The organism is Pseudazoarcus sp. NS20 (genome assembly GCF_059703745.1).
This window is the reverse complement of sequence record NZ_BAAKIY010000001.1, coordinates 212623-232445: the sequence shown is the minus strand read 5'-3', so window position 1 is coordinate 232445 and position 19823 is coordinate 212623. Positions and strand designations below refer to the sequence as shown.

The following is a 19823-nucleotide window of genomic DNA, read 5'->3' as shown; positions in this document are numbered from 1 at the left end:
CAATATGAGCCAGCCATTCCTCAAGATCGAAGGCCTCGCCAAGAAGTTTCCCGGCGTCACGGTGTTCGAGAACATCCACTTCGGCATCGAGAAGGGCGAGTTCGCCTGCATCATCGGCCACTCCGGCTGCGGCAAGACCACCATCCTCAATGTGCTGGCCGGGCTCGATGAAGCCAGCGACGGCGTGGTCATCATGGACGGGCGCGAGATCTCCGGCCCGTCGCTCGACCGCGGCGTGGTGTTTCAGGGCCATGCCCTGCTGCCGTGGCTTTCCACTCTCAAGAACGTCGAGTTCGGCGTGCGTTCGCGCTGGCCGGGCTGGAGCTCGAAGCAGATCACCGAGCACAGCACGAAGTACCTGGAAATGGTCGGGCTGGGCGCCGCGCTGCACAAGAAGCCCGCCGAGCTTTCGGGCGGCATGAAGCAGCGTGTGGGCATCGCCCGCGCCTTCGCCATCCAGCCCAAGATGCTGCTGCTCGACGAGCCCTTCGGCGCGCTCGACGCGCTCACGCGCGGCACCATCCAGGACGAGCTGCTCTCCATCGTGCAGGCCACGCAGCAGACCGTGTTCATGATCACGCACGACGTCGATGAGGCCATCCTGCTTGCCGACAAGATCCTGCTGATGAGCAACGGGCCGTTCGCCCGCATCGCCGAAGTGGTGGAAGTGACCATGCCGCGCGAACGCACGCGCAGCACCATGCACCACGATCCGCAGTACTACCGCATCCGCAATCACCTGGTCGATTTCCTGGTGAATCGCTCCAAGGATTACGCCGGCGACGGCATGGTTGCCCACGATCCGAAGAACCCCCCTATTGTCCGCCCCGGCCTCGATCAGAGCGCCGAGGTGGTCGAGCTGCCCACGCAGTTTTCCCGCGCACCAGCCGCCAAGGCACGCGCAGTCTGACCCCCGCCCAACGAGGAGAATCACCATGAACCTGAGCGACATCCCCACCACCACCAAGTACATGACCCGCAACGACGTCACCGAAATGGTCGTCGCCCAACGCATCCAGAAGAAGCTGAGCTGGGCCGAAATCGCCAAGCACATCGGCCAGTCCAAGGAATGGACCACTGCCGCGCTGCTCGGCCAGATGCAGATGAGCGAAGAGCAGGCCAAGAAGGCGGCCGAGATCCTCGACCTGCCGGACGCCGCCATCGCCCTGCTGTGCGTCGTTCCGTACAAAGGCTCGCTGCCCACCGCCGTGCCGACCGACCCGCTGATCTACCGCTTTTACGAGCTGGTCAGCGTGTATGGCACCACCTTCAAGGAACTGATCCACGAAGAATTCGGCGACGGCATCATGTCCGCCATCGACTTCAAGATGGACTTGTCGCGCCTGCCCGACCCCAACGGCGACCGCGTGCAGATCGTCATGTCGGGCAAGTACCTGGCCTACAAGCAGTACTGATCCCTTTTCCTGTTGTCGGCTGCCGTCGGGGCGGCTGCATGGAAAACGGCCACGCGGGCAACCGCGTGGCCGTTGTTTTGCGCAGCGTGCCCGCGCGTCACATGCGCTGCACCGGCTCGGCCAGCCGCAGCAGTGCCTTCAGGTGGCGCACCTCGTCGGTCGGGGTGCGCCCGAACATGCGGCGGAATTCACGGCTGAACTGCGACGGGCTCTCGTAGCCGACCTGAGCACTGGCCTGCGCTGCGCTAGTGCCGTTGCGGATCATCATCAGACGTGCCTGATGCAGGCGGATGGCCTTGACGTATTGCAGCGGCGAGGTGGTGGTGATGGCCTTGAAATGCTGATGGAACACCGCAACGCTCATGCCGGCCGCTGAGGCAAGGCCGGGCACGTCGATGCTGCGCGCATAGTCGCCGTGGATGTGGCGCAGCACGCGCGCGATGCGCCCGAAGTGCCCGCCTTGCTGCAGCGCCGCGCGCAGGTTGCCGCCCTGTTCGCCGGTAAGCACGCGGTAGGTGATCTCGCGGCAGATGGCCGGCCCCAGCAGGCGCGCCTCTTCGGGCACGCTCAGGGCGTCGAGCAGACGTGCAGCGGCGTCTTCGAGGCGCTCGTCCAGCGCCGTGGCGTACAGCGTGACCGGGCGGGCGTGGTGGTCGGGCGCCATGTCCACGGCGAGTTCGGCCGTCATGGTCGGGTCGATGCGCAGCGCCAGCCCGAGCAAAGGTTCCGTTTCGCTGGCCTCGGTTTCGATGCTGAAGGGCAGGGGCACGGACAGCGCCAGATAGTGCCGGGCGTCATACACGTAGCGCTTGCCGCCGTGCAGGCCGCTCTTGCGCCCTTGCACCACGATGACGATGCTCGGCTCGTACAGCGCGGGGGTGCTCTCCAGCGCGCGGTTGGCGCGCATGAAGGTCACGTCGTCGAGTAACGAGCGCGTGTAGCCCTCTTCAGGTGCGAGCTGTTTCAGGCGCGCGATCATGCGCGCCTGACGTGCGGCGGCAAGGCTCTGAGACTCGTGCATGAATTCGTCCTCCGTGCAGGATCAGGCTAGATGAAAGCACATTGTGCGCCCCGTTCAATCCGCCTCAATAGAATCAGGCAAGCATTCAAGATGATCCGGTCTTAGCATCCGTTCGCAGGTTTCTTAGTCTGTGGGTTCTGGCGCGGCACCCTGCCGCGTGCGCTGAAGCATTGATTCAGGAGACCCGCATGACGACTTCAAGCAAACCCAAAGTAGTGCTGGTGACCGGTGCCAGCAGCGGCATCGGCGAGGCCGTGGCGCGACGTCTGGCGGCGGCCGGGCATCGAGTGGTGCTCGGTGCCCGACGCGGCGAGCGTCTTGCGGCGCTCGACACCGAACTGCGCGGCCAAGGGCTGCACAGTGCCTATCGCACGCTGGACGTGACGCAGCTCGACGACATGCAGCAGTTCGTGGCGTTTGCCAAGCAGCACTTCGGGCCGGTCGACGTCATCGTCAACAACGCGGGGGTGATGCCGCTTTCCGCGCTTGATGCACTCAAGGTCGATGAGTGGAACCGCATGATCGACGTGAACATCCGCGGTGTGCTGCACGGCATCGCGGCAGTGCTGCCGGGCATGCAGGCACGCGGCAGCGGTCAGGTGATCAATGTGTCGTCCATCGGCGGGCACAGCGTGGTGCCTTCGGCAGCGGTGTATTGCGCCACCAAGTTCGCGGTGCGCGCCATCTCCGACGGCTTGCGCCAGGAGACCGACCGCATCCGCGTGACGGTGATCAGCCCCGGTGTCGTCACCTCCGAGCTTGCCGATTCCATTTCCGACCCGGCCGCGCGCGAGGCCATGCAGGCTTTCCGCAAGGTGGCCATTGAGCCGGACGCCATCGCCCGCGCCATTGCCTATGCCATCGAGCAGCCAGAGGACGTGGACGTGAGCGAGGTCATCGTGCGCCCCACCGCCGGCCCGTACTGACTTGGGGAAAATCATGTTGATGAACCGATTGATTTCCGTCGCAGCGCTGTGCGTCGCTCTGGCGCTGCCTGTCGCTGCGTTTTCTGCCGAGAGCGAAGAGGCGCGCAACACCGCGCTGGTGACCGAGGCCTTCGACAACTGGAAGGCCGGGCGCGGCAGCCTGTTCGATCTGCTGGCCGACGATGCGGAGTGGACCGTTGCCGGCACCAGCCCGTCGTCCGGCACCTATCGTGGCCGTGCGGCATTCATGGATCAGGCGGTGCGCCCGATCACCGAGCGTCTGGCGACGCCCATCGTGCCGCAGGTGCGCCACATCCTTGCGCAAGGCGATCACGTGGTGGTGATGTGGGACGGCACGGCCACGGCGCACGACGGCAGCGCCTACACCAACCAGTACGCCTGGCATCTGCAACTGGCCGACGGACGCATCACGCACGTCACGGCTTTTCTCGACACCTGGGCGTTGCAACAGCTGATGCAGTGAGCGGCGGGGATTACTCCAGCGGCAGGATCACCGCCTCACGATCAAGGTCCACCTCGTCGCAGTTGTGGCCGGGGCCGGCGCGGTCGACGATGAGGAAGTCGCTCACGCCATCGAGCGCCAGCAGCGGGTGATGCCATACGCCGGTGGCGTAGTTCACGCCCTGCTCTGCACTGGCGAGGAAAGCGTGCAGCGCATCCGCCCTGGGCGTTTCGGACGGCGCGGCGACCACCACCAGATACGGTCGGCCGGACATCGGCACGAAGGCCTGCGAGCCCAGTGGGTGGCGCTCCATCATGGTGATGCGGAAGGGCAGTTCGCGCGGCTCGCCGCGGAAGATGCTGATGATGGCGCGGCCGTCGGTGCCCACGTCGACCTTGGCGAGGTCGTGATAGCGCATGGTGTTGCCGGCATTGATGGGGTAGTGCTTCACGGCGTCGCTGACTTCGATGACGTCGCCGAAAGGCGCGAAGGCTTCGCGCGTGAGCGGACGGACGGTGAGGATCAGCGGTTGGTCGGGGGCGTTCATCGGGCAATTCCGGAAAGCGGGGTGGAGGCAGAGGCGCCAGCTTGCCACGGATGGCGTTCCATCCAGTGGCGCGCGATATCGATGCGGCGGCTGACCCAGACACGGTCGTGCTGCTCGATGTGGTCGAGAAAGCGCTGCAGCGCGCGGAAGCGCCCGGGGCGGCCGATGAGGCGGCAGTGCAGGCCCACGCTCATCATCGCCGGGCGTTCGTCGCCCTCGGCATACAGCACGTCAAAGGCGTCGCGCAGGTATTCGAAGAAGGCCTCTCCGTTCTGGAAGCCTTGCGGCATGGCGAAGCGCATGTCGTTGGTGTCCAGCGTGTAGGGCACGATGAGGTGCGGCGCCACGCTGCCGTCGCTCTTGGTGACGGTGGTCCAGAACGGCAGATCGTCGCCGTAGTAATCGGAGTCGTACACAAAGCCGCCGTGGTCGGCCACCAGCCGGCGCGTGTTGGGCGAATCGCGGCCGGTGTACCAGCCCAGCGGCGCGGCACCGGTCATGCGCGTGATGGCTTCGACGGCGAGCTTCAGGTGCTCGCGCTCAAGCTCTTCGGGCACGTTCTGATAGTGGATCCAGCGCCAGCCGTGGCCGGCGATCTCGTGTCCCAGCTCGACGAAGGCGGCGGTCACCTCGGGGTGACGCTGCATGGCCATGCCCACGCCGAAGATCGTCAGCGGCAGACCGCGCTTTTCGAACTCGCGCAGGATGCGCCACACGCCGGCGCGCGAGCCGTATTCGTAAATCGACTCCATGCTCAGGTGGCGCTCCGGGTAGGCCGGCGGGTTGAACAGTTCGGACAGGAACTGCTCACTGCCGGCATCGCCGTGCAACACGCAGTTCTCGCCGCCCTCTTCATAGTTGAGCACGAACTGCACGGCCACGCGCGCGCCGCCCGGCCAGTCGGCGAAGGGCGGGTTGCGGCCGTAGCCGATCAGGTCGCGCGGGTAGATCTCTTCTGGGGTCATCGTGCTTGTTCCGTGTTGCTGCGGCCCGCCCCGGTTTCCCGGAGCGGGCAGGTTTCAATGCTCAATTCTCGAGGAAGCGACGGCTCGCCGACCAGTTCTTCATCAGCAGGTAATAGGTCAGGCCGGCCGGAATCAGGCTGGCGTACCACGACACCGCGGAGAAGCTCAGCGCCACGGCCGCGCCGACCAGCGAAGCGATGATGCCGGCGTAGTTGATGCCGCGGTACGGCCCGTTCTCGTCATACAGCTTGGACAGCGTCAGCGTGCGGCGGCGGAGGATGTAGTAATCCACCACCAGCACGGCGAAGATCGGCCCGAGGAAGGCTGAGTAGGTCTGCACGAACATCTGCAGTCCGGCGGCGGACTCGTCTTTCACCAGTTCCCACGGGAAGGTGCAGAAAGCCAGCAGGCCAACGATGATCGCCGCCGTGCGGAATTTCAGCTTGAAGACATCCATCAGGATGTAGGTGGGCGGCACGACGTTGTTCAGCACGTTGGTGGTGACCTGCGCGAAGGCGATGAACAGCAGCGTGATCAGCAGCAGCGGGGTGTTGTCGACGGCGCTGGCGAAGACCTTGATGGGGTCGGCGACGCCCGTGGCGCCCGACACCATCAGCCCGATCAGGCCCATGAACAGCGTGCAGGGCAGGATGGACATGGCGTAGATGGTGGTCAGCAGGCGAGGGCGTACGTTGTGGTGCAACTCGCGCGAATAGTCGCTGACGTTGAGCATCATGGTGCTGTAGATGCCGAGGAACAGCATCGTCGCACCCCAGAACGGCAGGCCCCAGGTGCCTTCGATGTTGACCAGATTGGTGGTGATCTCGTCGCCGTACTTGTTGATCACGCTGAAGAACATGTAGGTGAGCGCCAGCAGGATGAAGCCGCTGCCGATGTTCTCCAGCCATTTGATGCCCTGAAACCCAAGCACCGACAAGGCGATCTGCACGAACTGGAAGACGACGAAGTAGAACACCAGATTGTCGAAGCCGAACAGCGTGGCCGACACCGCATTCAGCGCCCCCGCGCCGATCCAGCTCTGGAAACCGTACCAGACGATGGCCGGCACCGCGCGCACCAGGCCGGGAAAGCGCGTTCCGGCAAAGCCGAATGCGCTGCGTGCCTGAACCATGAAGGGAATGCCGTATTTGTGGCCGGCGGCGCCGTTGACCGCCAGTGCCACGCCGATGACGAAGCAGCCGATGGCGATGGCGACGGTGGCCTGCAACAGGTTGAGCGTGCCGACAATGCTCGACCCCATCGCGAAGGTGCCGATCGACACGCATCCGCCGAACCACGCCAGCAGATACGACCACTTGTCCATGATGCGGACCTGCTGCGGCGCCAGCGATTCTTCGCCGATCGCCTTGCCGCCCGCGACATCGCCTGCCGTCTGTTGCTCCAATGCCTGATTGACGCTCATGACCCGTCTCCTCCGATGACCGGGTCTGTCGCCCGGATGGTTATGTGTTCTTTTTCGTACCGCACACTCCGAGTTCTTCTGCACGGCCCCTGCCGCACGGCAAGGGCCACATGTCCATCCGATTCACTTCGCCATCCACAGCGCGACAGCGGCCTCGCCTGCGAGGCCCGGCCGGTCGCTTGCGCGTCGTTCAGGTGTCGCTGCCCCAGTGCCCGAACTGGCCGGTGAATGTCTTGGCGCGGGGAAAGGCCAGGTCGCCGTGCTTGCTGGTGCCCAGACGCAGGCTGACGAGCGATTCGGCAAGCTTGACCGCTGCGCTCACCCCCTCGATGACCGGCAAACCCACCGCGTCGGAGATGCGCTCGGTCAGGTCGGCCATGCCGCCGCAGCCGAGCACGATGGCGCCGATGTTGTCTTCGGCCTTGGCGCGCAGGCACTCCTCGACGATGCGCTCGAAGGCTGCACCGCTGTTCTCTTCCAGGTCCAGCACCGGAATCTCGGCTGCGCGCACCTTGCGGCAGTGATGCGCGAAGCCATATGACTGCAGCAGGTGTTCGGCGATGATCACCGAGCGTCCCAGCGTGGTCACCACCGAGAAGCGCGTGCTGATGAGCGTTGCCAGATGAAACGCCGCCTCGGCGATGCCGATCACTGGCGCGGCGGTGAGTTCGCGTGCCGCCAGCAGCCCCGGGTCGCCGAAGCAGGCGATGATGTAGGCGTCGACGCCCTCACGCTTGCCGCGCCGCACCTCTTCCAGCACGCCGACGGCGGCAATCGCTTCGTCGAAATGGCCCTCGATCGACACCGGGCCCGATTCGGGCTGGGTGGCGCTGATTCGCGTGCCGGCCGCGGCGACCCGCGCGGCCGAGGCCGCCATCGTTTCGGTCATGGACGCCGTGGTGTTGGGGTTGATCACGCGGATGTGCATATTCATCACCATTTAGTAGACAAAATAACAGTTAAATCCGATACAGCTGTTTGTTGGATGCTAGTGCAAGATCGCGAAATTCGGCATAAAAACATTTCATGAAGCCGGGTAATACAGAAAAGTATATTGATTTTTATGCATAAATATCGCATACGATTACAATCGAATTCGCACACAAAAACTTGAGGATAAATTCATGGCCAGCATGATCCCCGGCGCCCCGGTCTTCGCAGCACCCGCAGAACTGCCCGCATGGGCCGCGCGTGCAACCGACCTTGCCAATCTTCGGCTGGGCGCGCGCGCGTTGTGGGCGTCGGACGAATTCTTCGGTCCGCTCGAGCGCATGCTCGATCCGGCTCCAGCACAATTCGTGCCTGGCAAATTCGACACCAACGGCAAATGGATGGACGGCTGGGAAACCCGGCGCAAGCGCGTGGCCGGGCATGACCATGCCTTGGTTAAGCTTGGCGTGGCCGGCGTCATCCGCGGGTTTGACGTGGACACCAGCCACTTCAAGGGCAACCACCCGCAAGCCGTTTCGATCGAAGCCTGCCGCTGCGACTCGGACGAGCTCGATGCCTTGCAGGCTGCGGAGTGGACCGAAGTGCTGCCGGCCACGGCCCTCGGTCCCGACAGCCACCATCTGCTCGAAAGCACCAGTAACGAGAGCTGGAGCCATCTGCGCGTGCGCATCTACCCCGACGGCGGCGTTGCCCGCCTGCGCGTGTATGGCCGACCCAGCGCGCGCCTGGTGGCGCCGGCCAACCCGGACGAGCTGGTCGACCTCATCGCGCTGCAGAACGGTGGCCGTGCCGTGGCGTGGAACGACGCCAGTTTCGGCTCGTCGGGCAGCGCGCTGTTGCTGCCCGGACGCGGCATGAACATGGGTGATGGCTGGGAAACGCGCCGTCGGCGCGAGCCCGGCAACGACTGGTGCGTGATCGAACTCGCTGCTCCCGGCACGGTTCGCGCCATCGAGGTGGATACCGCGTACTTCAAGGGCAATTACCCCGATCGCTGCTCGATCCAGGCGGCCTACGCCCAGGGCGGAACCGACGCGTCCATCACCACGCAGTCGATCTTCTGGGAAACGCTGCTGCCCGAGCAGAAGCTGAGCATGGACGCAGTGCATCGATTCGAGTCCGAGCTGGCTGCGCTGGGCCCGATCACCCACATCCGCCTGAATATCTTCCCGGATGGCGGGGTGTCGCGCCTGCGGTTGTGGGGGCGCCCCGAGGCGGTTTGAGTTGTGGTGCGAGCGGGGGCGTGGCTCCCGCTTTTCTCGATACAAACCAATCTATTTTTGTCGGCAAACATCGTGTTTATTTTCAGATGATGTCGATAAAAATGCTCCATAAATGTGCGGATTGCATTGGCGCACACACTCATCTGGTGCATGCCGCAAAGCCTCCGGAGGGCATTCATCGCACGCAGCACGTTCCCATGAGCGAACAGCGTATTGGCCTCGAAACGGCAGCCCTGCAGGTTCGATACAGGCTTGTATAAACTTTGCATCGCCTGATTTTCGACAACTGGCACAGCGCATGCTTTAGACGGTGACACCCTTCTCAAAGGAGATCACCGTGAAGCGCCACATGCCCCGCCCGTTCCGTTCGTTCTCGCCCCGCACCCTGACCCGCGCACTGGCGACTGCCGCACTTATCGCCCTGCTGCCGGCCACCGCCGCTCATGCACAGGGCACCATCCGCATCGGCATGACGGCCTCGGATATTCCGTTGACCTCCGGCGCGCCGAACTCCGGCTTCGAAGGCGTGCGCTTCACCGGCATGACGCTGTACGACGCACTGGTGAGCTGGGATCTGTCGAGCGCCGACCGCACCGCGCCGCCGGTGCCGCAGCTGGCAACCGAGTGGAGCGTGTCGAAGGAAGACCCGAAGAAATGGACCTTCAAGCTGCGCGAGGGCGTGAAGTTCCACGATGGCTCGGCCTTCAACGCCGATGCCGTGGTGTTCAACTTCCAGAAGGTCTTCGACAACAAGTCACCGCAGTTCGACGCCAAGCAGGCCGCTCAGGTCGTGGCCCGCCTGCCGGCCTACGACAGCATCCGCAAGATCGACGACTACACCGTCGAGATCACCACCAAGACCCCCAACGCGATGCTGATCAACCAGCTTCCGTTCATGTTCTTCTCCAGTCCGGCGCAGTGGGAAAAGCTCGGTCGTGACTGGAACGCTTTCGAGAAGCAGCCCTCGGGCACCGGCCCCTTCAAGCTCGAAAGCCTGACCCCGCGCGAGCGTGCCGTGCTCATTCCCAACACCGAGTACTGGGACGCCAAGCGCAAGCCCAAGGCCGAGCGCATCGTGCTGGTGCCGATCCCCGAAGCCAACACGCGTGCCAACGCGCTGCTGTCGCGTCAGGTGGACTGGGTCGAGAACCCGCCGCCGGACATGCTGCCGATGCTCGAGAAGCGCGGCTTCGCCATCACCCGCAACGGCTATCCGCACCTGTGGCCGTGGCAGTTCAGCTTTGCAGAGGGCTCGCCGTGGCTCGACAAGCGCGTGCGTCAGGCCGCCAACCTGGCGGTGGATCGCGAAGCTATCAAGCAACTGCTGGGCGGCAACATGGTGGCGGCCAAGGGCTTGCTGCTGCCGGATGACCCGGCCTTCGGCAAACCCGCCTTCGAGATCCGTCACGACCCGGAAGCGGCCAAGAAGCTGCTGGCTGATGCCGGCTACGGCCCGGGCAAGCCGCTGCGCGCCAAGGTGCTGATCTCGGCCTCCGGCTCGGGCCAGATGCAGCCGCTGCCTATGAACGAGCTGATCCAGCAGCAGCTCAAGAACGTCGGAATCGAGATCGAGTTCGAGGTGCTGGTGTGGGAGACGCTGTTCAACAACTGGCGCCAGGGCGCGAAAGACCCGGCTTCGCTGGGCGCGCACGCCACCAACATCACCTTTGCATCGCACGACCCCTTCGCCGCGATGATCCGCTTCCTCGACAGCAAGAGCGCACCGCCGACTTCGCTCAACTGGGGCTATTACAACAACCCCGAGGTCGACAAGCTGATCGGCGAGTTGCAGATGAGCTTCACGCCGGAAGAGAGCCTCAAGACCTACACCCGTTTGCACGAGGTGGTGGTGGAAGACGCGCCCTTCCTGTTCGTGGCGCATGACGTCGGGCCGCGTGCCATGAGCCCCAACGTGCAGGGCTTCGTGCAGGCCAAGAGCTGGTTCCAGGACCTGACGCCCGCCTTCATGAAGTAAGCGCCCGCGCGGCGGGGCCTCGTGCCCCGCCGCTCCGCTCACGCTCGCCCGAGGCTCGCGATGTTCGCCTTCATCTTCAAACGCATCCTGTATGCGATTCCGATTGCACTGGCCGTTGCGGCAGTGTGCTTTTCACTGGTGCATCTGGCGCCCGGCGACCCGCTCTCGGCGGTCATCCCCGCCGACGCCCCGGCCGAGGTGGTGGTGGCCATCAAGGAAGCCTACGGCATGGATCGCCCGCTGATCGTGCAGTTCGGCTCGTGGATACAGCGTGCCGTGCAAGGCGACCTGGGCTTGTCGGTGGCCACCGGCCGGCCGGTGATGGGCGACATCGGTCTGGCGCTCAGCAACACCTTGGTGCTGGCGTTTGCCGCAGCCGTGCTCGGTTTCGGCGGCGGCATTCTGCTTGGCACGCTGGCGGCTTTCTACAACGGCACGTGGGTGGACAAGCTTGCCACCGGCGTGGCGGTCACCGGTGTGTCGATTCCGCACTACTGGCTGGGTCTGGTGCTGGTGATCATTTTCTCGGTGCAGCTCGACTGGCTGCCGTCGATGGGTGCTGGTGCCCACGGCTCCGGCGAGTGGAAGTGGGACTGGGCGCACATCCAGTTTCTGGTGCTGCCGGCCGTCACGATGTGCTTCATTCCGATGGGCATCGTCACGCGCACGGTGCGCGCCACGGTGTCTGAAATTCTCGGCTCGGAGTTCGTCAGCGCGCTGCAGGCACGCGGCCTCGGCGCGCTGGCAGTGGCCCGCCACGTCGCGAAAAACGCTGCGCCCACGGTGCTGTCGGTCATGGGCCTGCAGTTCGGCTACCTGCTGGGCGGCTCGATCCTGGTCGAGACGGTGTTCTCGTGGCCGGGCACCGGTTTCCTGCTCAACACGGCGATTTTCCAGCGCGACATCCCGCTGCTGCAGGGAATCATCCTGGTGCTGGCGATGTTCTTCGTGGCGCTGAACCTGCTGGTCGATGTGCTGCAGACCATGCTTGACCCCCGCATCCGGAGGAACTGAGCCATGACCACTACCACCTCTGCCGGCATGACGGCCACGGCCGTACCCGATCCGCTCAGCGTGCCGGTCAGTTCGCGCGGCTACTGGACCACCGTGTGGCTGCGCCTGCGGCGCGACAAGGTTTCGATGAGCTGTGCCGGCGTGCTGCTGGCCCTCATCGCGCTCGCGCTGTGTGCGCCCTGGCTGGCACCTTACGACCCCACCGATGGCACCACGTCCATGCGCCTCTTGCCGATCGGCACGCCGGGCCATTGGCTGGGCACCGACGAACTGGGCCGCGACATGCTCTCGCGCCTGATGCACGGCGGGCGCATGAGCCTTCTGATGGGCCTCTTGCCGGTGTTCGTGGCCTTCATCATCGGCACCACCATGGGCATCACCGCCGGCTTCTTCGGCGGCTGGGCCAACACCTTGATCATGCGCACCACCGACGTGTTCTTCGCCTTCCCGGCGGTGTTGTTGGCCATCGCGATCTCCGGCGCGCTGGGGGCCGGCTTCATGAACGCCATGATCTCGCTGACGCTGGTGTTCATTCCGCCGATTGCGCGCGTGGCCGAGAGCATCACCACCTCGGTGCGCAACCTCGATTTCGTCGATGCCGCGCGCGCTTCCGGCGCCGGCTCACTCACGCTGATCCGCGTGCATGTGCTGGGCAACGTGCTGGGGCCGGTGTTCATTTACGCCACCAGCCTGGTGTCGGTGTGCATGATTCTCGCCGCCGGCCTGAGCTTTCTGGGCCTTGGCGTGAAGCCGCCGGTGCCCGAGTGGGGCTTGATGCTCAACACCCTGCGTCAGTCCATCTACCTGCAGCCGTGGATCTCCGTGCTGCCGGGTCTGATGATCTTCATCACCTCGCTGTGCTTCAACCTGTTGTCGGACGGGTTGCGCGGCGCCATGGACATCAAGCGGTGAGCCCCATGAGCGAAAACAACGTCCCTCTGTTGCAGGTCCAGGACCTGAAAAAGCACTTTCCCGCCAGCCGCGACTTCTTCGGCCGCCCGCAGCAATGGGTGCGCGCCGTCGAAGGCGTGAGCTTCGACGTGCATCGCGGCCGCACGCTCGGCATCGTCGGCGAGTCGGGCTGCGGCAAATCCACCACCGCGCGCCTGCTGATGCACCTGATCGATCCGGACGAGGGCCGCATCCGCATTCGCGGGCAGGAATACGGCCGCCACGTCGGGCGCCGCCCGCTGTCCGAGCTGCGCAAGCACATGCAGATGGTGTTCCAGGATTCCTACGCCTCGCTCAACCCGCGCCTGACCATCGAAGACAGCATCGCCTTCGGCCCGCAACTGCACGGCAAATCGCAGAAACAGGCCCGTGCGCTGGCGCGTGACCTGCTCGCCCGCGTCGGCTTGAACCCCGACATCTACGTGCGCCGCTACCCGCACGAGCTTTCAGGCGGCCAGCGCCAGCGCGTGAACATTGCCCGTGCGCTGGCCATCCAGCCCGAGATCGTGATTCTCGACGAAGCCGTGTCGGCGCTCGACAAGTCGGTGCAGGCGCAGGTGCTCAACCTGCTGGCCGACCTCAAGCGCGAGTTCGACCTGACCTACCTGTTCATCTCGCACGACCTCAACGTGGTGCAGTACATCAGCGACGAGGTGATGGTGATGTACCTCGGCCAGGTGGTGGAATGCGGCCCGGTCGAGCAGCTGTATGCCAACCCGCAGCACCCCTACACGCAGGCGCTGCTCGATTCGCTGCCGGCGCAAACGCCGGGGGAGCGCCGCACGCGCGCCGTGCTGGAGGGCGACCCGCCCAACCCCATCGCGCCGCCGTCGGGTTGCCGTTTCCACCCGCGCTGCCCGCATGCCGAGGCGCTCTGCGCCAACGCCGAGCCGCAGTTGCAGATGGTGGCGGGCGAGCATTCCGCCGCCTGTCACATGCTCGACCCGGCCTCCGGCCACAGCCGCGTCATCGCACTCAAGGAGGTCGCCGCATGAGCCAGCCCATGGTGGAAGTACGCGATCTGAGCGTGACCTTTCGCAGCGAGGAAGGCCCGATCTACGCCGTCAATGGCGTGAATCTCGACCTCGCCGCGGGCGAAACCCTGGCGCTGCTGGGCGAATCCGGCTGCGGCAAGAGCGTGACCATGAAATCGCTGATGCGCCTGCACCCGTCGCACAAGACACGCATCGAAGGCAGTATCCGCGTGGCCGGCGAAGACGTGCTGGCCATGAACAACGCCGCGCTGTCGCGCTTTCGCGGCAAGACCGTGGCGATGGTGTTCCAGGAGCCGATGCTGGCCTTCGACCCGGTGTTCACCATCGGCCAGCAGATCTGTGAGGCAGTGCGCCGCCATGAGGGCTGCAGTCAGGCCGACGCCCAGGCGCGCGCACTGGAGATGCTCGAGCGTGTGCAGATTCCGTCCGCCAAGAAGCGTCTCGATGCCTACCCGCACGAGATGAGCGGCGGCATGCGCCAACGCGCCATGATCGCACTGGCGCTGTCGTGCAAGCCCAAGGTGCTGCTGGCCGACGAGCCCACCACCGCGCTCGACGCCACCGTGCAGATCCAGGTGCTGCTGCTGCTGCGCGAGCTGCAGCGCGAGATGGGCATGAGCATGATTTTCGTCACCCACGACGTGGGCGTGGCCATCGAGATCGCCGACCGCACGGCGGTGATGTACGCCGGCCGCGTCATCGAGCAGGGTGCCATCGACGCCGTCATGCGCACGCCGTGGCACCCCTACACGCAAGGCCTGCTGGCGGCCACCGTGCATCCGGGCATGGATCGCAGCGAGCGGCTGACGGCCATTCCCGGCGCGCCGCCGCAGCTCAACCGGCGCATCGAGGAATGCGCCTTCGCGCCGCGTTGCCCGCATCGCCACGATGCCTGCCTGGCGCCGCTGCCCGCGCCGTATGCGGCCGACGAGCGTTTCGTGCGTTGTCTGCTGACCCCGGCCGAGGCGTGATCGACACGGTTGTCGACAATAGTTGTTTACGTGGCACGTTCAGGCCACGAAAATGAACGCATCTCAGCCCTGAAGCACATCATGCCTGCCACCCGAACGGCCCGAAAAGCAGCAACACCGAAACCCGCCACCACGCGACCAGTGATCGACAACCAGCGCATCTACGACCTCACCTTCGATGCCATCGCGCACCGCAAGCTGCCGCCCGGCACCAAGCTGTCGGAAGAGCGCCTGTGCCGCGTCTTCGGCGTCAGCCGCACGCGTCTGCGCGAAGTCTTCTGCCGCCTCGCGCAAGACCGCATCATCACGCTCAAGCCCAACCACGGCGCCTACGTGGCCAGCCCCAGCACACGCGAGACCACCGAGGTCTTCGCCGCCCGCCGCGCCATCGAAACCGCCATCATCGAGCAGCTTGCGCGCGGCACCACGGCCGAAGCGCTGGCGCGTCTGGACGAGCACCTCAAGCTCGAAACGCAGGCGCGCGCCGAGCACGACCAGGACGCCCTGACGCGTCTCACCGGCGACTTCCACCTGCTGCTCGCCGAGCTCACCGGCAACAGCCTGTTTTACGACATCACGCGCCGGCTGGTGGCGCTGAGCAGCCTCATCATCTGGCTCTACGATTCGCCCGATGCCAAGGCCTGCATGGACCATGAGCATCACGACATCGTCGAATGCATTCGCCACGGCGACGTCGAGGGCGCCCGCAAGCAACTGGTGTTGCATCTGCAGCACGTGGAGCAGTCGCTCAAGCTCAATGGCGACGAGGGCGAGCATTTCGACATCGAGTCGGTGTTCGAAGCCATGCTCAACAGCTGACAGGCCTGCCGCATGTCGTGTGCTCGCACGTTGCAAATGCTGGCCCGCCACTCTGCCTGGGCCAATATGCGCCTGTACGACAGCCTGAGCGCACTTCCGCCCTCGCAACTGGTCGAGCCCAGCCCCGGCCGCCCGCAGGGCATCAACGGTGTGCTGGCGCACATCTGCGCCATCGATCTGATCTGGAAGGCCCACCTCGAGCACCGCGATCACGGCTTCACCACCCGCAACTTCGACCCCGTACCGCCGTTCGAGGCGCTGCATCGCATGCAGCAGGAGCTGGACGCCTGGTACATCCAGCATGCCGATCTGCAGAGTGACGAAGCGCTCGAACGCGTGGTGGATTTCCGCTTCGTCGATGGCACGGCCGGGGCCATGCGGGGCGGGGACATCCTGCTGCACGTTTTCAATCACCGTACCTATCACCGTGGCTACATCGCCGACATGCTGTACGACTTCGGTGTGAAGCCGCCGACGATGGATTTGCCGGTGTTTTTGCGGGACGGGTGACGGGGCGGGGCATTGCTCCTGCGATCTCTGATGCCGTGGCTGCGCAGGGAGCATTGCCGTCTGTCGGTCTGCCGAGGGGGCGGGCGGCGTCGGTTGCCGGATCGGCGGCGTGCATTGTTTGAGGTGTTGAGCCGGGGGGGTGCGAAAGATGTGGTGAAGGCTGGTTCCGGTTTTCATTTTCGGCATCCGGCATCCGGCATCCGGCATCCGGCATCCGGCATCCGGCATCCGGCATCCGGCATCCGGCATCCGGGCGCAGGTTTCCGCGCTTTGTTTCTTTGGTGTTGTTGTTTTGGGCTGTTTTGGGGTGAGTTCGTTGTGTTGGTCTCGACCGGCCGGGACTCGCCCCGGCGGGCGACCTACTTTCTTGGTTCACCCCAAGAAAGTAGGCAAAGAAAGGTGCCCCGCATCCGCGCCCCTGTCGGGGTTCCCTCGCTCCGTGGGATTTCGCCGGCCGGTCCTGAACTCGCTGTCGCTCGGACAGCAGGACCGGACAACTCCGTCGAAATCCCCCTGCGCTCGGCGCTGCTGAGGGGAGGATTGGTGCGCGCGGTGCGGCACGTTTTTTTTGGGTAGTTGGGTTGGGCTTTGGGTTTGTTCGTAGTGCCATTCGGAAGCGCAGAGGTGCCTAGGGCACACCCGCTCTACCGTCATTGCGAGGAGCGTAGCGACGCGGCAATCTCGCAGCGCGTGCAGGTGGCAGAGTCACTAGATTGCCGCGCTACGCTCGCAATGACGGGAATAAGCTCAGCGCCGACTAACCTGACCGTAGGGCGTAATAAGCGAAACGCATTGCGCCGTATTGACCGAACATCCGGCGGATTACGCTGCGCTAATCCGCCCTACGAAAATGGCATTGACATTCTGGAGGGCGCGTTTCTTTGCCCACTTTCTTGCCGCGCAGCAAGAAAGAAGGTCGCCCGCCGGGGCGAAATCCCGGCCAACGAACGGTTGTGCGCAGCGATCGCCGTGACTATGCGCACAACGTCATGTGCGAGCTAGCTCTCGTAGGGCGCAATAACTGAAAGGCATTGCGCCGGATGTGACTCTGGCGCGCCTCATTTGGCGCAATGCGCTGCGCGTATTGACGCCCTACGGACGGTCATTGCGGGCGTAGCGCGGCAATCTGATTGCGCATGCTGCGAGATTGCCGCGTCGGCGAGCTAGGGGCGACCCGAGGCGCTGCGCCTCAAACCCCTAGGCGCCTCGCCAGATCATCCAGCCTGTCTTGCCCCCAGAAGCGTTCATCCTCCACCACGTAGGTCGGTGAGCCGAAGACGCGGGCGGCGATGGCGGCTTCGGTGTTGCCGGCGACGGCAGCGGCGGCTTCCGGGGCTTCGGCGGCGGCGAGCAGCGTCGTGGCGTCGAGGCCTGCGCGGCTCAGCGCGTGGGTGATGTGGTCGGGTTGGGCGATGTCGAGTTCGTCGGCCCACACTGCCGACAGCAGCGCGAACGAAGCTGCGCCGGGGTCGTTGCCTTCGAGGGCGATGGCGGCGATGACGCGGCTGGCCAGCGCGGCGTTGGTGGGCCAGTGGCGCGGCGCGACGTTGATCGGCAGGCCGAGCATGCGGGCCTTGCGTGCGAGGTCTTCGCGGCGGTAGCTCAGGCGTGCGTCGGATTGCTTGAACGGCGGCACGGTGTCGGTGGCGGCGAAGACGCGCACGATGTCCATCGGGCGATAGCGCAGTGTCGCGCCGGCCGTCTTGGCGATGTCGCGCAGGCGTGGCTCGCCGAGGTAGGCGTAGCCGGAGATCGGGGTGTAGAAGTAGTCGATGGTGATGGTCATCGTGGTCTCGGATTGGGCTGTGGGTCAGGCGGAGTAGGGCGGGCCTTCCTCGATGGGCAGGGCGGGGTCGCGGGACCACTCGTTCCATGAGCCGAGGTAGATGCGCACATCCTTCACGCCGGCCTGCTTGAGCGCGAGGAAGCTGTTGGAGGCGCGCGAGCCCTTGAAGCAATACAGGTACACCGGGGTGTCACGCGTGATGCCGACGGTGGCGAGTTCGGCCAGCACTTCGCCGGGCGCCTTGATCACCGGGCCTTCGGGCGAGGGCTTCATCAGGCGATACCACTCCAGCCATCGGGCGCCGGGGATGCGGCCCTTGCGCGGGCAGAAGTTCTTGTCGGCGGGGGATGATGATTCGCCGATCCACTCGGCGACGTCGCGCACGTCGAGAATCGTCAAGGACGGGTCGTCGAGGGCAGCGAGGATTTCGTCTTTGCCGACGATGGCCGAAGCGGCAGTCAGGTCGAGCGGAAACTCTGCCGGCGTCGGCTCCGGCACCTCGGTGCTCAGCGCATGGCCGGCTGCGCTCCAGGCGGCAAGGCCGCCATGCAGCACGGCGGCCTTTGGGTAGCCCAGCGCGCACAGCAGGAAGTAGCCACGACACGAGCGGCCGAGGCCGGCGGTCATGGATTGCTCATACACCACGGCGGTCTTGCAGCCGTCGAGCCCGGCGGCGCCGAAGAGTGCGGCGAATTGTTGTGCCATGTCGTGCAGGCCGTCGGCGTCGGATGAGGCCATGTAGTCGAAGATCTGCGGCACGTTGATGGCGCCGGGCAGATGGCCGGCGGCATACGCGGCAGGCGGCCGGGCATCAAGCAGCACGGCCTCATCGCGGGAGATGAGTTCGGCCAGGTCGGCGGGGCTGAGCAACGGTGTGGTCATGAAACGGCTTCCTGGGTTCGGGTTGGGCGTGGCCGGAAGGGCTCCGGCCGGACGCTCGATGGCAAGCAATACCCGTTCCACTCTACCGTGTGCGGGTGACCGACGGGGGCGCGACAAGCCCCCGTCGCGTCGGCTCAGGCCGCGTACGGCAGGCCTTCTTCGATGGGCAGTTCGGGGTCGCGCGACCATTCGTTCCACGAGCCGAAGTAGATGCGCACGTCTTTCACGCCGGCCTGTTTCAGTGCCAGAAAGCTGTTGGACGCACGCGCGCCCTTGAAGCAGTAGATGTACACCGGCATGTCCTTGCCGATGCCCACGGTGGCCAGTTCAGCCAGCACTTCGGCCGGCGCCTTGATTACAGGGCCGTCGGCCGAGGGCTTCATCAGGCGGTACCACTCCACCCACTTGGCGCCGGGGATGCGGCCCTTGCGCGGGCAGAAATCCTTGCCGTAGGGCGACGACGAATCGGCGATCCACTCATCCACGTCGCGCACGTCCAGCAGCGCGATGGACGGGTCTTGCAGCGCGGCCAGCACGTCGTCCTTGGTGAGCAGCACGCTGGCGGCAGTCGGATCGACCGGGAATTCGGCCGGGGTGGGCGAGGGTACGTCGGTGGTGGTCGGCAGGCCGGCGGCGCTCCAGGCAGCCATGCCGCCGTGCAGCACGGCGGCCTTGGGGTAGCCGAGGAAGGTCAGCAGGAAGAAGCCGCGGCACGACTGGCCGAAGCCGCTGTTCATGGATTGTTCGTACAGCACGGCGGTCTTCTTGCCGTCGAGGCCGGCGGCACCGAAAGCGGCAGCGAACTTTGCGGTCATTTCCTGAATGCCGGCCGAATCGGAGGTGGCGAGGAAGGTGAAGATGTCATGCAGGTTCACGGCGCCGGGAATGTGGCCGGCGGCATAAGCCTCGGGGGAGCGGGTGTCGATGATCACCACGTCGCTCATGGCGGCGAGTTCGGCGGGCGTTACCAGGGTCTTGGTCATGAT

Annotated in this window: 20 protein-coding genes; 12 read left to right on the top strand and 8 right to left on the bottom strand. The window is 65.2% G+C overall.

Going from position 1 to position 19823, the window contains the following annotated elements; genetic code table 11:
• The first annotated feature begins 4 nt into the window (after positions 1-4).
• Positions 5-910, top strand: a complete 906-nt coding sequence (locus tag AC6H0W_RS01125; protein ID WP_497575266.1) for an ABC transporter ATP-binding protein — start codon at positions 5-7, stop codon at positions 908-910.
• A gap of 25 nt (positions 911-935) precedes the next feature.
• Positions 936-1415 carry a cyanase gene (gene cynS, locus AC6H0W_RS01120; RefSeq protein WP_497575265.1) on the top strand — a complete coding sequence of 160 codons (480 nt, stop codon included), beginning with the start codon at positions 936-938 and terminating at the stop codon, positions 1413-1415.
• Between the two features lie 97 nt (positions 1416-1512).
• Here the strand turns inward: cynS and AC6H0W_RS01115 are convergent, their stop codons facing one another.
• Complete coding sequence (locus AC6H0W_RS01115) at positions 1513-2436, bottom strand: AraC family transcriptional regulator (protein WP_497575264.1); 924 nt, start codon at positions 2434-2436, stop codon at positions 1513-1515.
• 188 nt (positions 2437-2624) lie between these two features.
• On the opposite strand from AC6H0W_RS01115, the gene AC6H0W_RS01110 reads away from it, so the two are divergent.
• Positions 2625-3362, top strand: a complete 738-nt coding sequence (locus AC6H0W_RS01110) for an SDR family oxidoreductase (protein ID WP_497575263.1) — start codon at positions 2625-2627, stop codon at positions 3360-3362.
• Between the two features lie 19 nt (positions 3363-3381).
• Positions 3382-3846, top strand: coding sequence for a nuclear transport factor 2 family protein (locus AC6H0W_RS01105; RefSeq protein ID WP_497575262.1), 465 nt, complete (start codon positions 3382-3384; stop codon positions 3844-3846).
• A gap of 10 nt (positions 3847-3856) precedes the next feature.
• Here the strand turns inward: AC6H0W_RS01105 and AC6H0W_RS01100 are convergent, their stop codons facing one another.
• The 4 genes from AC6H0W_RS01100 to AC6H0W_RS01085 form a co-directional block, all read right to left on the bottom strand.
• Positions 3857-4372: an ureidoglycolate lyase gene (locus AC6H0W_RS01100; RefSeq protein WP_497575261.1), complete on the bottom strand. Its 516-nt coding sequence runs from the start codon at positions 4370-4372 to the stop codon at positions 3857-3859.
• Positions 4369-5337 carry an allantoinase PuuE gene (gene puuE, locus AC6H0W_RS01095; RefSeq protein WP_497575260.1) on the bottom strand — a complete coding sequence of 323 codons (969 nt, stop codon included), beginning with the start codon at positions 5335-5337 and terminating at the stop codon, positions 4369-4371. Before puuE ends, AC6H0W_RS01100 begins: the two co-directional genes overlap by 4 nt.
• Before the next feature lie 61 nt (positions 5338-5398).
• Positions 5399-6760, bottom strand: a complete 1362-nt coding sequence (locus AC6H0W_RS01090) for an NCS1 family transporter (RefSeq protein WP_497575259.1) — start codon at positions 6758-6760, stop codon at positions 5399-5401.
• A gap of 190 nt (positions 6761-6950) precedes the next feature.
• Complete coding sequence (locus tag AC6H0W_RS01085) at positions 6951-7688, bottom strand: aspartate/glutamate racemase family protein (protein WP_497575258.1); 738 nt, start codon at positions 7686-7688, stop codon at positions 6951-6953.
• A gap of 196 nt (positions 7689-7884) precedes the next feature.
• Here AC6H0W_RS01085 and alc point away from each other — a divergent pair, with 196 nt between their 5' ends.
• The 8 genes from alc (at position 7885) to AC6H0W_RS01045 (ending at position 16169) form a co-directional block, all read left to right on the top strand.
• Positions 7885-8934 carry an allantoicase gene (gene alc / locus AC6H0W_RS01080; protein ID WP_497575257.1) on the top strand — a complete coding sequence of 350 codons (1050 nt, stop codon included), beginning with the start codon at positions 7885-7887 and terminating at the stop codon, positions 8932-8934.
• Between the two features lie 337 nt (positions 8935-9271).
• Positions 9272-10909, top strand: a complete 1638-nt coding sequence (locus tag AC6H0W_RS01075; RefSeq protein WP_497575256.1) for an ABC transporter substrate-binding protein — start codon at positions 9272-9274, stop codon at positions 10907-10909.
• A 60-nt stretch (positions 10910-10969) separates the two neighbouring features.
• Positions 10970-11923 carry an ABC transporter permease gene (locus AC6H0W_RS01070; protein WP_497575255.1) on the top strand — a complete coding sequence of 318 codons (954 nt, stop codon included), beginning with the start codon at positions 10970-10972 and terminating at the stop codon, positions 11921-11923.
• A gap of 3 nt (positions 11924-11926) precedes the next feature.
• Positions 11927-12835 (top strand): ABC transporter permease, encoded by a 909-nt coding sequence (locus AC6H0W_RS01065; protein WP_497575254.1) that lies wholly within the window; start codon positions 11927-11929, stop codon positions 12833-12835.
• 5 nt (positions 12836-12840) lie between these two features.
• The gene (locus AC6H0W_RS01060; protein WP_497575253.1) at positions 12841-13869 is read left to right on the top strand and encodes an ABC transporter ATP-binding protein; all 1029 of its coding nucleotides are present in this window, start codon (positions 12841-12843) and stop codon (positions 13867-13869) included.
• Positions 13866-14840 (top strand): ABC transporter ATP-binding protein, encoded by a 975-nt coding sequence (locus AC6H0W_RS01055; protein ID WP_497575252.1) that lies wholly within the window; start codon positions 13866-13868, stop codon positions 14838-14840. The genes AC6H0W_RS01060 and AC6H0W_RS01055 overlap by 4 nt, the downstream gene beginning before the upstream one ends.
• Before the next feature lie 81 nt (positions 14841-14921).
• Positions 14922-15659: a GntR family transcriptional regulator gene (locus AC6H0W_RS01050; protein WP_497575251.1), complete on the top strand. Its 738-nt coding sequence runs from the start codon at positions 14922-14924 to the stop codon at positions 15657-15659.
• Positions 15660-15695: 36 nt separating this feature from the next.
• Positions 15696-16169, top strand: a complete 474-nt coding sequence (locus AC6H0W_RS01045; protein WP_497575250.1) for a DinB family protein — start codon at positions 15696-15698, stop codon at positions 16167-16169.
• Between the two features lie 1189 nt (positions 16170-17358).
• Here AC6H0W_RS01045 and AC6H0W_RS01040 read toward each other — a convergent pair.
• The 3 genes from AC6H0W_RS01040 to AC6H0W_RS01030 all read right to left on the bottom strand — a co-directional run bounded on the left by AC6H0W_RS01040 (position 17359) and on the right by AC6H0W_RS01030 (position 19820).
• Complete coding sequence (locus AC6H0W_RS01040) at positions 17359-17955, bottom strand: 2-hydroxychromene-2-carboxylate isomerase (RefSeq protein ID WP_497575249.1); 597 nt, start codon at positions 17953-17955, stop codon at positions 17359-17361.
• Positions 17956-17979: 24 nt separating this feature from the next.
• Positions 17980-18837: a sulfurtransferase gene (locus AC6H0W_RS01035; RefSeq protein WP_497575248.1), complete on the bottom strand. Its 858-nt coding sequence runs from the start codon at positions 18835-18837 to the stop codon at positions 17980-17982.
• A 134-nt stretch (positions 18838-18971) separates the two neighbouring features.
• Complete coding sequence (locus AC6H0W_RS01030) at positions 18972-19820, bottom strand: sulfurtransferase (RefSeq protein WP_497575247.1); 849 nt, start codon at positions 19818-19820, stop codon at positions 18972-18974.
• Positions 19821-19823 lie beyond the last annotated feature (3 nt).

Coding starts and splice junctions, on each gene's coding strand:
- AC6H0W_RS01125 (WP_497575266.1), top strand. CDS start 5: ATGAGCCAGCCATTCCTCAAGATCGAAGGCCTCGCCAAGAAGTTTCCC.
- cynS (WP_497575265.1), top strand. CDS start 936: ATGAACCTGAGCGACATCCCCACCACCACCAAGTACATGACCCGCAAC.
- AC6H0W_RS01115 (WP_497575264.1), bottom strand. CDS start 2,436: ATGCACGAGTCTCAGAGCCTTGCCGCCGCACGTCAGGCGCGCATGATC.
- AC6H0W_RS01110 (WP_497575263.1), top strand. CDS start 2,625: ATGACGACTTCAAGCAAACCCAAAGTAGTGCTGGTGACCGGTGCCAGC.
- AC6H0W_RS01105 (WP_497575262.1), top strand. CDS start 3,382: ATGAACCGATTGATTTCCGTCGCAGCGCTGTGCGTCGCTCTGGCGCTG.
- AC6H0W_RS01100 (WP_497575261.1), bottom strand. CDS start 4,372: ATGAACGCCCCCGACCAACCGCTGATCCTCACCGTCCGTCCGCTCACG.
- puuE (WP_497575260.1), bottom strand. CDS start 5,337: ATGACCCCAGAAGAGATCTACCCGCGCGACCTGATCGGCTACGGCCGC.
- AC6H0W_RS01090 (WP_497575259.1), bottom strand. CDS start 6,760: ATGAGCGTCAATCAGGCATTGGAGCAACAGACGGCAGGCGATGTCGCG.
- AC6H0W_RS01085 (WP_497575258.1), bottom strand. CDS start 7,688: ATGCACATCCGCGTGATCAACCCCAACACCACGGCGTCCATGACCGAA.
- alc (WP_497575257.1), top strand. CDS start 7,885: ATGGCCAGCATGATCCCCGGCGCCCCGGTCTTCGCAGCACCCGCAGAA.
- AC6H0W_RS01070 (WP_497575255.1), top strand. CDS start 10,970: ATGTTCGCCTTCATCTTCAAACGCATCCTGTATGCGATTCCGATTGCA.
- AC6H0W_RS01065 (WP_497575254.1), top strand. CDS start 11,927: ATGACCACTACCACCTCTGCCGGCATGACGGCCACGGCCGTACCCGAT.
- AC6H0W_RS01060 (WP_497575253.1), top strand. CDS start 12,841: ATGAGCGAAAACAACGTCCCTCTGTTGCAGGTCCAGGACCTGAAAAAG.
- AC6H0W_RS01055 (WP_497575252.1), top strand. CDS start 13,866: ATGAGCCAGCCCATGGTGGAAGTACGCGATCTGAGCGTGACCTTTCGC.
- AC6H0W_RS01050 (WP_497575251.1), top strand. CDS start 14,922: ATGCCTGCCACCCGAACGGCCCGAAAAGCAGCAACACCGAAACCCGCC.
- AC6H0W_RS01045 (WP_497575250.1), top strand. CDS start 15,696: ATGCTGGCCCGCCACTCTGCCTGGGCCAATATGCGCCTGTACGACAGC.
- AC6H0W_RS01040 (WP_497575249.1), bottom strand. CDS start 17,955: ATGACCATCACCATCGACTACTTCTACACCCCGATCTCCGGCTACGCC.
- AC6H0W_RS01035 (WP_497575248.1), bottom strand. CDS start 18,837: ATGACCACACCGTTGCTCAGCCCCGCCGACCTGGCCGAACTCATCTCC.
- AC6H0W_RS01030 (WP_497575247.1), bottom strand. CDS start 19,820: ATGACCAAGACCCTGGTAACGCCCGCCGAACTCGCCGCCATGAGCGAC.